Source organism: Halomonas sp., from assembly GCF_052095695.1.
Taxonomy (GTDB): Bacteria; Pseudomonadota; Gammaproteobacteria; order Pseudomonadales; family Halomonadaceae; genus Vreelandella.
Window position 1 is genome coordinate 1 of the sequence record NZ_JBQDLQ010000071.1, and the last position, 3745, is coordinate 3745.

The 3745-nt window shown below is 62.3% G+C and carries 2 protein-coding genes; both read right to left on the reverse strand.

Going from position 1 to position 3745, the window contains the following annotated elements; all coding sequences use genetic code 11:
• On the reverse strand, positions 1-949 hold a 949-nt coding region (gene pfkB, locus ACTH5D_RS13420), incomplete at its 3' end, for a 1-phosphofructokinase (protein ID WP_441672072.1).
• Positions 949-3745, reverse strand: a 2797-nt coding sequence (ptsP, locus tag ACTH5D_RS13425) for a phosphoenolpyruvate--protein phosphotransferase (protein WP_441672074.1), incomplete at its 5' end; no start/stop codon positions are given. The genes pfkB and ptsP, both read right to left, overlap by 1 nt.

The window sequence follows — 3745 nt, forward strand, 5'->3', positions numbered from 1 at the left end:
TGGTGTCATCAAGACGCCGTATCCGGGTGTGTTGTTGGAGTGAATCGAAATCGGCTGCATGGGGATTGCCCACGCCGGCATGGCGAACGGCCTCGGCAGACAGTGCCGTGGCGAAGCGAAGGGTCTGTTCGGGGGCGTGGCGGCTAAGCAGGCCATGCAGCATGCCAGCGACAAAAGTGTCCCCGGCGCAAACGGTATTGGTCGCGCTGACCTTGGGCGGTGTGGCGTGCCAGACACCTTGAGCGTTAACCCACAGCACCCCTTCGGCGCCCGCTGAAATTAACGCATTGGCGATGCCGCTTTCATGCAAGCGCTTGGCAGCACTTAAGCGCGCATCGGACGACGTCATGTCTTCGCCCGCCCATTCGGCCAGTTCATTTTCATTGGGTTTAACACCGGCAGGATGCGTCGCTATCGCGGCGTTGAGTGCCGGGCCGCTGGTATCCGCCCATAGCGGTACGCCGCTGGCGTTCAAGTGGTTTAACAGTTCGCTGAAATCGTCAAGAGAGAGCCCAGGGGGCAGGCTGCCTGCCACAACGATGGCTTGCGGGGGCGTTGCGCTGGCCAGCTCGGCATTCAGAGTATCGATCAACGCTTGCAAATGCTGGGCATCAATCGGCATGCCGGGGCCGTTAATGTCGGTAACGCGACCGCTGTGTTCGGCCAGTTTGGTATTGATGCGAGTGCTGCCGGGAACACGCACGAAGGCATCGACCAATCCCGTCTGCTGAAAAGCGAGGGTAAAGGGAGCATCGTTTTCGTGGCCTAAAAATCCACTGACCGTTACCTGATGACCAAGCCCAGCCAGCACTCGGGCGACGTTGACGCCTTTTCCTGCCGCTTCTAGCTGCGCACTGGTGGGGCGATTCACGCGGCCCAGCACTAAGGCATCAAGATTAAACGCTAAATCCAGCGCAGGGTTCAAGGTAATACACAGCACACGGGCCATTAGCGCGCCTCCAGTGCATCGCGCACTTCATCACTGGTTGCTTTGCTTAGCGCAAGCTGAGCACTGGCCTGGGCATCGGCCAGGTCAAATTCACGCAGGCGGGCCTTCACTAAGGGGATCTGTCGCGCACTGACTGACAGTTCGTCCACGCCCAGGCCGACCAAGACCGGAATAGCCGCGGCATCCGAGGCTAGTTCGCCGCACACGCCGACCCATTTGCCTTGGCTGTGGGCAGCCGCCACGGTCATCTGAATCAAACGCAGCACCGCAGGGTGCAAACCATCGGCCTGGGCCGAAAGCTCCGGGTGGCCGCGGTCAATGGCCAAAGTGTACTGAGTTAGGTCGTTAGTACCCACTGAGAAGAAGTCCACTTCAGCGGCGAGGCTAGGCGCTAGCAGCGCGCTAGAGGGTATTTCAATCATCACCCCAAGCTGTACATCGGTGGCGCGTTCTGACGGTGAAATATCTTGGAGTAGGCGGTCGTAGATAACTTTGACTGCGCGGAACTCGGCAATGTCTTTGACCATCGGCAGCATGATTCGCAGAGGGCTGTCTTTGCCGGCCACCAACAGCGCGCGCAGCTGAGTTTCGAGCACTTCTGGCTGGGTCAGCGCCAGGCGAATGCCGCGCAGGCCCAGGAAGGGGTTGTCTTCCTGGGGCACCGGCCAGTAGGGCAACGGTTTGTCGCCACCCACATCTAGCGTGCGGGCAACCAGCGGGCGGCCATCGAGGGCGTCAATCGCCTGGCGGTACTCGCCAGTTTGGGTGGCTAAATCCGGGGCGCTGGCGTGGGCCATAAATAGGAATTCGGTTCGCAGCAGGCCAACCGCTTCGGCGCCGCGCTCCACCGCATCGGCGGCGTGAGCGGTGTTGCCCAGATTAGCAGCGACTTCGACACGGTGCCCGTCGCGGGTTTGGGCAACCTCAAAGCGGGTTTCCCAGGCATCGGCTTCGCGCTGCTGGAGATCGAGCAACTGCTGTTCGGCGCGTTGCAGGCGCGCTTCAGAAGGCTGCGATGTGACCCGGCCGCGTTCGCCGTCCAAAATCATCATGCTGGCGTTGTTGAGCGCCATTACCGCTTGCCCCGCGCCGACGACAGCGGGGATACCCAGTGCGCGGGCCAGAATAGCGCTGTGCGCCGTGGCGCCGCCGCGAACGGTGAGCAGGCCGCGCACCCGGGAAGTATCCAGACGGGCCACATCGGAAGGGCCGATATCGTCCATGATCAGAATGTAGGGGTGATCCGGTGGTTCGGGAAGCGTCACATCGCAAAGCACGCCGAGCACTCGGCGGCCGACGTCGCGCAAATCGGCGGCGCGTTCTGCCAGTAGGCGGTCAGCAAGCATCTCCTGTGCGTGGGCCGCGGTCTCAATCGCTTCCCACCAGCCTGCCTCCGCTGAGCGGCCTTCACGAATGGCATCCACTGCTGCGTGATGGAGCTCCGGGTCGTCGAGCATCTCTTCGTGCATGGAGAGAATATCGGCGACTTCGCCACCGGGGGCTTTACGTACCAAGCTCTCCAGTTGGGCGGCCCCCTCTTTGAGCGCGCTGTTCAAACGGCTGATTTCGTGTTCAGGATCGCTGGCATGCTCGGCATACTCGAACTGCATCGGACGAATCACAAACACCGGCGCAATGGCCAAGCCGGGGGACGCAGCCACGCCCGCATGGGGCGTATCGGCCGTGAGGGGCTCGATATCCGCTTGGGCGGTGCTCGCTTGCGGGGTGCTGTCAAAGCCGCCGTCAAAGGGCGTTACTTTCTCTCCCAGGCCCGATTCAACCGCCTCAGCGACGGCTTCTAGCGCAGCGCTCGCTTGCTCGCCTTCGGCTGAAAGTACCAACCACTGGCCGCGCCGTGCGCCCAGGCCGATCACTTTGGTCAAGCTGGCGGCGGACACTGGGGTAGCGCTGCCTTCTTCCAAGCGCGCCTGAATCGGCATAGCCTGGGCACGAGCAACTTGCACCAGCTGTTTGGCGGGGCGGGCATGCAGACCGTGGGGGTTAAGCACTCGTACGCGGCGGGTCTGAGTGCTGGTGGTTTCGCCCGCCAGGGTGGCCAGCAGTTGCGCGCTGGTTTTGCCTACTAAGCGTTGGCTTTCGCCGTTGTCTATTACCGCCATAAGTTGTTCTAGCAGTGGGCGATGGGCGTCGCCTTGGGCGGCCAGGCAGAACAACGCATGCACTGGGTGGCCTGCGCTCTCCAGGCCCTGCTCCGCTGGCGTGGCGACCGCTAGCGCGGGCTGATTAACGCCCTGGGCGCTGCTGGCCAGCCAAATCCCTTGGCCTAACCAAGTGGGCTGCGCTGTAGCGACGGCGGTAATGAAGCGGTTATCGACACAGCCGCTTTGGCGCAAGCGGGCGGCCGCGGCTAAAACGAGCTCTTGTGGATCGCGGGCGGGAAAGTTGACGCATAGGGTGTCGGCGTCCAGGCGCGGCTCTAATGCCGGTTTGGAAAGCAGGCGCGCGACATCGGCCGCGGAGGTGGCACTGGCCAACTGCTCGGCAACACCCTCTTTGTCGAGCACGTGCGTCAGCTGGCGCAGAATATCCAGGTGTTCATCGTTTTGGGCTGCAATCGTGACCAGCACGTGTACCTGCTGACCGTCGTGCCACTCAACCCCTTGGGGAAATTGCAAAACGCGGACGCCCGTTTGCTTCACATACTGGCGACTTTCCGGCGTACCGTGGGGTATCGCAATGGCGTTGCCAAGAAACGTTGATGATTGCGCCTCGCGGGCGTGGAGGCCGTCGCGGTACTCGGCCTCAACCAATCCGGCGTCTACCAGCGCTTCAGCG